The organism is Kribbella albertanoniae, assembly GCF_004348455.1.
Lineage (GTDB): Bacteria > Actinomycetota > Actinomycetes > Propionibacteriales > Kribbellaceae > Kribbella > Kribbella albertanoniae.
Genome location: NZ_SMKA01000390.1, coordinates 1 through 6321, shown reverse-complemented (window position 1 = coordinate 6321; position 6321 = coordinate 1). Strand labels below are relative to the sequence as shown.

Below are 6321 nucleotides of genomic sequence, written 5' to 3'. Positions count from 1 at the left end.
CCGCCCCCACTCCGCCACCACCTCATCGGTAGACCGTCCGCCACCGAACTCAGCCGCCGAAGTCCGCAACATCGGCGTATCCACCGACCCAGGACACACAGCGTTCACCCGAACCCCATCCGCCGCGTGATCAACAGCCATAGCCCGCACCAGGCTCAGCAACGCCCCCTTCCCCATCGAGTACGCCGCCACCCCCGTCTGCGCCGCATAAGCCTGCACCGACGCCACGACCACGACACTCCCGCCCCGAGGCAGCAGCGGCACAAACGCCTGGCACGCAAAGAACACGCCACCCACGTTGACCGCCATCACCTCGTCATAGACGTCGTATGGCGTGTCAACAACCGTCCCGTACCGCTGCACCCCCGCCGCGCACACCAGCGCATCCACGCTTGTGAACTGTCCTGCAGCTCCTGCTACAGCCGCACGATCAGCCACGTCGACTGCCATCCCCGTCACCCCCGCAGGCAGGCTTGCGAGTGCGTCAGCGTCTCGGTCCAGCACCACCACGTTGTCTCCGGCGGCTACGAACCGTTCCACCGCACCCCGCCCGATTCCGGCGGCACCGCCGGTCACCACGACTGTCCGAGGCATATGTGTCCTTTCAGAACTGGCCGAGGGCGAGCCCCCGGGAGAAGAACCGTTGAGCAGCGAGGAAGAGGATGACCGTGGGCAGCGACACCAGCAGTCCGCCGGCCAGCACCGTCGGCAGCGAAGCACCGCCGTACGTGGACTGCAGCCCGGTCAGCGCCGGCATGATCGGCCGCACCGACTCCGACTGACTCAGCGTCAACCCCAGCAGCAGGTCGTTCCACACGAACGTCGCCTGCAGGATGAAGATTGCGGCCAGCGCGGATCCCGCCATCGGCAGGTAGATACTCCGGAAGATCCGGAACAACCCACCACCGTCGACCACCGCCGCCTCGAAGACGCTCCGCGCGATCCCGGTGAAGAAGTTCCGCATCACGAACGCCGAGAACGGCACACTGATCGCCGTGTAGACGATGACCATCCCGACCCGGGTGTCATACAGCCCGGACGACGCGTACCCGGAGAACAGCGGCATCAGCACCATCTGCAACGGGAAGATCGTCCCGCCGAAGATGAACACGAACCACAAGAACCCACGCCGCAACCGCAGTACGACGATCGCGTAGCCGGCCGCCGCGCCGATCAGCACCGCGAGCACCGGCGCCACCACGCTGTACAGCGTCGTCGCCATCAGCGTGTCCCCCAGCGCCGCCTTCGACCACGCATCACCGAAGTTCGCGAACAGTGCGAACCCATCCGGCTTCCACACGGAATCAGCGTCGTACCCATCGACCGGCTTGGCCGCGTTCACCACCAGCAGGTAGATCGGCGCGAGCCACAGCAGCCCGAGTACGACGAGGAGTCCGGTCCTAAGCCTGCTCACGGGCGTCCCCCAACTGGTAGCGCAGATAGAGGATCGACGCCGCGAACGTGACCAGGCTGAGGAACAACGCGATCGCCGCACCCTGCCCGTAGTCGTTCAGCACGAACGTCTCCTTGTACATCGACAGCGCCAGCGTCTCGGACGACGTACCGGGTCCGCCCTGCGTCATCACCCACACCACGTCGAACGTCTTCAGACTGCCCACGATCGACAGTCCGACCACCACAGTCGTGATGGGGCGCAACTGCGGCCACAACTGATGCCGGAACAGCCGGAAGCCGTCCGCACCGTCCAGCCGCGCGGCCTCCAGCGGCTCGTTAGGGATGGACTGCAGCCCCACCACGAACAGCAGCGCGTTCACTCCCGCCGCCTGCCAGGTGACGGCCACGATCATCATCAGCGTGTTTCCCGGACCAGACTGCAGCCAGCCGGTGTGCGCACCGGGCAGCCCGAGGAAGCCGAGCGCCTGACCCAGTGCGCCGTCCGGCTGCAGTACAAAGCCCCAGATGACTCCAACGGCCACACCGGAGATCGCATACGGCAGCAGGAACGGCAACCGCAGCCAGCTGCCCCACCGATGCCCATAAGTCAGTACGGCGACCAGCAGCCCGAGCACCACCGGCAGGGTCACCATTCCGACGACCCACAGCAGCGTGTTGAGCAGTGCACCGATCAGATCGGGGTCGCTGAACATCGCCTGGTAGTTGGCCAGCCCGGCCCACACCGGCGACGCCAGTCCGTCGTACTGGGTGAAGCTGACGTACGTCGTCCACAGGAACGGCAGGTAGAGCAGCAGAGCGACGACTCCAGCGGCCGGGAGGCCGAACAGGGGTGCCGCCCGCGCCCCTGTCCGGCTGCTCCCTCCTACCCGGCGCACTGATGCCCGGCTCACTTCTGCTTGGCCCAGTAGGCGTCCGCCTCGGCCTGGATCTTCTTCAGGCCCGGCATCGGGTCACCCGGCTTGGTGACGAACGCACCGAACACCTCGAGCGCCTTGTTCGCCACCGGCACGGGCGTGGCCTCGAACCAGCGATTGATCAGCCGATATCCGTCACCACTGACGTCCTTGTTCAGCGCGGCCAGTCCGGTGTCCTTGACCTCCGCCTTCGGGTTGAAGGACAGGTCACCGCGCGAGTTCGCCCACGCGGTCTGAGCCTGCGGAGTGACCCACCAGTCCGTCCACTTCTTCACTGTCGAGCTGTGCTCACTCGCAGCAGCCGAACAGAGCGGACCGGTCTCAAAGATCATCGACGTCTTCGGCAGGGCCGGGTTGACGTTCGGGATGACGAAGAAGTCGTAGTCGGTACCGGCCTTCAGCTTCAGCGTGTTCAGCGAGCCACTGAACCAGGTGCCGAAGTTCACCATCGCCACGTCGCCGTTCTTCAGCTGTGCCTGCGGCTCGGTCTTCGCGCCCGGGTCGCTGAAGTAGCCGGCGTCGATCAGCTTCTTCCAGTCGTTCATCACCTCGACCACGCCGGGGTCGGTCCACTTCGCCTTGCCCGCGGCCAAAGCGTCGTACAGGTCCGGGTCCTTGCCGGCGAGCAGCGTCTCGAACCAGACGAAGCTGAACAGAATGCTGGTCTGGTAGAACGGCTTCACTCCGGCTGCCTTGACCTTGTCCGCCACGGCGATCAGGTCCTGCCACGTCTTCGGGTTCTCGGTGATACCGGCCTTCTTGAAGACGGACTTGTTGTAGTACATCACCCAGTAGCCCGCGTTCAGCGGGACGCAGTACTGCTTGCCGTCAAACGTGAAGTACTGCTTGAGTTGTTCCGGTACGTTGCCATCAGCAACCGCTTTGGTCCACTGCTCAGTGGTCTCGGCAACCAGCTTCTGGTCGACCAGATCCTCCAGCTCCTTACCGGTGTGCCAGCTGAACAGATCGGCCTTCTCCTTGGTCCGGAACGACGAGCGGATGAAGGCGGTGTAGGTGTTCGAGTCCGAGTAGCCGACCGGCTCCATCCCGACCGCGATGTCTTTCTTGCTCGCGGCACCGACCTGGGTGAACGCGTCCTTCCAGCCGCCCTTGTCGTTGTAGAACTTCAGCGAGTCGACCGGCTTGTCGGCCGCGGGCTTGGCCCCACCGGCGCCCCCACAGGCGGTGAGCACGAGGGCTCCGGTCATGGTGGCGGCAGTGAGCGCTTTCCAGTGGCTGATGCGTCGCATGGGGGTGCGTCCTCCGAAGAAGTCAGGGGTTCACGCGGTCGTTGATGACGGCGAGAACGCCGTCCAGGTGCGCACGGGTCAACTGCTCGGCCAGTACGTCGTCGCCGGCCCGGACCGCGGCCAGAATGGCGTGGTGCTCGGCGAGGTCGGTCTCACGGTCCCCGTGGATGTGCAGGATCTCCAGCTGCTCGCGGACGTTCACCACGGTCACCGACTCGACCACCTCGGCCAGAGTCGCGTTCCCGGACGCCTGCGCCAGTGCGCGATGGAAGTCCATGTTGATCTCGGCCAACCGGTCATGGTCGCCGGCAGCGATCAGCTCGGCCGCCTGCACCAGATCGGCTTCCATCTGAGCCAGTGCGTCCTCACTGCGCGCTTTGGCGGCCAGCGCGGCGACCGGCGGCTCGATCAGCGCCCTGGCCTGCAGTAGCTCGACCAGTCGGTCTGCGGTCGGTTTGAGCGCCAGAGGGTTCGCCAGAACAAGCCGGCCGACGTTCGGACCGACGTACACGCCAGAGCCGTGCCGGAGCTCCAGTGCGCCGATCGCCTCCAGCCTGCGCAGAGCTTCCCGCACAGTCGGTACGGCGACCTTGAATCGCTCGGCCAATGACCGCACCGACTCGAACTGGTCGCCCACCGCGAGCTTCCGATCCGCGATCAGCCCCAGCATCGACGCAGCCAGGTCATCGAGGAGACTCCGCCGTACGACGGCCGTCACTGGGCCGCCTGCAGGGTGACACCGACGAACCGCGGGCGGTAGATGCTCACGTCGGCGTACAGCTCGTCACTGACCAGGCTGTTGACGTTGTAGCTGACCAACAGCTTGGAACCCGAGCGCAGGTCCGGATGGTCGTGGGAGTTGTAGGTGATGTGGTTCCCACCGGTCTCCGGGGTTTGGTAGAGCTCCACCGGCTTGACGAACGGACCGGTCGGCGAACAGCCGAAGTACCCGAGGACTCGGCGGCTGAACAGCTCCTTGGTGTCGTGGGTGACCAGGAGATAGCCATCGCTCCAGCGGGTCACGCTGTGCTCGTTGGCCACGCCCTCAAGCGTTCTGACCGAGGCGGTCTCGTCGGTCGACCAGCCACTGCCGGTCCAGTACTCCCACGGCTTCGCAGTCAGGTTGTCGCCAGGGACTCGCGCGACGTGCTGGTACTTCGACGCACCGAGGTCCTCGACGCCGTAGATGTAGGTGAAACCGCCGTCCCGCTGCAGCCAGCCGGACCACTGCACGTTGGCTGCGGACGGGAGCGGAGTCAGCGACAACAGCTTGTACGTCGTGCTGTCGAAGCGGGCGAGGTAGTTCGCGGCCCAGCGCCAGTCCCACTGGCCAGTGCCGGTCTTCTCGAACCGCAGCGCGACCACATCGAGCTTCCGGCCCGCGTCACTGGTCTGGGCGGCGCCGAACCAGTACCAGCCGTTGGCCGGCGGCGGAACGAGCGCAGTCGGGTTAGACGCCGTACCGCCGGTCACTGTCGTCAGCGTCTGGCCCTGCTGGATCACGAACGAGTTGTTCAGGAACGGCGTCGTCTTCGGACGGCTGCCGTCCGGATTGACCGGGCCGAGGAAGGTGTCGGAGAAGATCCACGCCGTCCGGCCGCCCGGGAGTGGGACCGAGTAGGTGCTGTCGGCTCCGGTCCAGCCCTTGCCGGTGTTGCTGTAGGCGTTCAGCAGGCTCTCGGGAGCGGCGTGCGGCTGGGCTTGGGCCGTCCAGTTCGTCTGCACAGCATTGCAGTCCGCCCGGGTCGCTGCGGCGGGCGCGGTGACGCTTGCGGCTGCCAGTGACAGCGCGAGAATTCCGGCCAGCCTTCGTCGTGACATGAAATTGATCTGATCACTTGGTCATTTACGTGTCAAGAGTTCAGGGATGTCTCAGGGCGTGTACGGAGCGTGCGGCTACCGGCGGAGTGGAAGGATCGAGCTATGAAGAATCTGATCATCAGGCTGCTCGCCAACGCGGTCGCCCTGGCCATCGCGGCCTGGCTCGTCGGCGGGATCACGCTCGAGGGCGCGACCAGGGGCAAGCAGATCCTCACGCTGCTGATCGTGGCCGCGATCTTCGGCATCGTGAACGCGATCGTGAAGCCGGTGGTGAAGCTCGTCTCGCTGCCACTGCTGATCCTGACGCTGGGCCTGCTCACGTTCGTCATCAACGCGGCGATGCTCGCGCTGACGTCATGGATCACCGGCAAGCTTGACGTCCAGTTCCACGTCGACGGCTTCTGGTCCGCGCTCTTCGGCGCCCTGATCATCAGCATCGTCGGCATGATCATCAACGCCGTGCTGCCTGACAAAGCCGAACTGCGCTGACCGTGCGGTTCGTAGAGGTCGTGTGCACCGGCAACATCTGCCGGTCACCGATCGGTGAGGTCGTGCTGCGCTCCAAGCTGGCCGAGGCCGGCATCGACGACGTCATCGTGACCAGCTCAGGAACCGGCGGCTGGCACGAGGGCGACCCGATGGACCCCCGCGCGGCCGCAGCCCTCCAACGACGCGGGTACGACGGCCGCTCGCACCGAGCCCGTGAATTCCAGCGGGAATGGTTCGACGACCGCCACCTCGTCCTCGCCATGGACACCGGCCACCTGGCCGCACTCAACCACCAGGCCCGCGGCCGCGCCGACGTACCGATCAAACTCTTCGCCGAAGCCGACGTACCGGACCCCTACTACGGCGAAGACACCGGCTTCGACGAAGTCCTAACCCAGATCGAGAAGGCAGCCGACCGCTGGGTCGACCAC

Annotated in this window: 8 protein-coding genes; 2 read left to right on the top strand and 6 right to left on the bottom strand. The window is 65.7% G+C overall.

Annotation, left to right across the window (positions count from 1 at the left end):
• From E1261_RS42385 to E1261_RS42360, 6 genes are all read right to left on the bottom strand, one after another.
• Positions 1 to 594 (bottom strand): SDR family NAD(P)-dependent oxidoreductase (locus E1261_RS42385; RefSeq protein ID WP_132415586.1); only part of this gene is annotated, 594 nt, incomplete at its 3' end.
• Between the two features lie 10 nt (positions 595 to 604).
• Positions 605 to 1414, bottom strand: a complete 810-nt coding sequence (locus E1261_RS42380) for a carbohydrate ABC transporter permease (protein ID WP_132415584.1) — start codon at positions 1412 to 1414, stop codon at positions 605 to 607.
• Positions 1401 to 2306: a carbohydrate ABC transporter permease gene (locus tag E1261_RS42375; RefSeq protein WP_132415582.1), complete on the bottom strand. Its 906-nt coding sequence runs from the start codon at positions 2304 to 2306 to the stop codon at positions 1401 to 1403. Before E1261_RS42375 ends, E1261_RS42380 begins: the two co-directional genes overlap by 14 nt.
• The gene (locus E1261_RS42370; RefSeq protein ID WP_132415580.1) at positions 2303 to 3580 is read right to left on the bottom strand and encodes an ABC transporter substrate-binding protein; all 1278 of its coding nucleotides are present in this window, start codon (positions 3578 to 3580) and stop codon (positions 2303 to 2305) included. Before E1261_RS42370 ends, E1261_RS42375 begins: the two co-directional genes overlap by 4 nt.
• Positions 3581 to 3602: 22 nt before the next feature.
• Positions 3603 to 4298 carry a FadR/GntR family transcriptional regulator gene (locus E1261_RS42365; RefSeq protein ID WP_238176789.1) on the bottom strand — a complete coding sequence of 232 codons (696 nt, stop codon included), beginning with the start codon at positions 4296 to 4298 and terminating at the stop codon, positions 3603 to 3605.
• Complete coding sequence (locus tag E1261_RS42360) at positions 4295 to 5401, bottom strand: DUF4185 domain-containing protein (RefSeq protein ID WP_132415578.1); 1107 nt, start codon at positions 5399 to 5401, stop codon at positions 4295 to 4297. The genes E1261_RS42365 and E1261_RS42360 overlap by 4 nt, the downstream gene beginning before the upstream one ends.
• 102 nt (positions 5402 to 5503) lie before the next feature.
• Between E1261_RS42360 and E1261_RS42355 the strand changes: the two genes are divergently transcribed.
• Together E1261_RS42355 and E1261_RS42350 are read left to right on the top strand one after the other, a co-directional pair.
• The gene (locus E1261_RS42355) at positions 5504 to 5890 is read left to right on the top strand and encodes a phage holin family protein (protein ID WP_132415576.1); all 387 of its coding nucleotides are present in this window, start codon (positions 5504 to 5506) and stop codon (positions 5888 to 5890) included.
• Positions 5891 to 5892: 2 nt separating this feature from the next.
• The coding region (locus E1261_RS42350; protein ID WP_132415574.1) for a low molecular weight protein-tyrosine-phosphatase at positions 5893 to 6321 on the top strand (429 nt) is incomplete at its 3' end.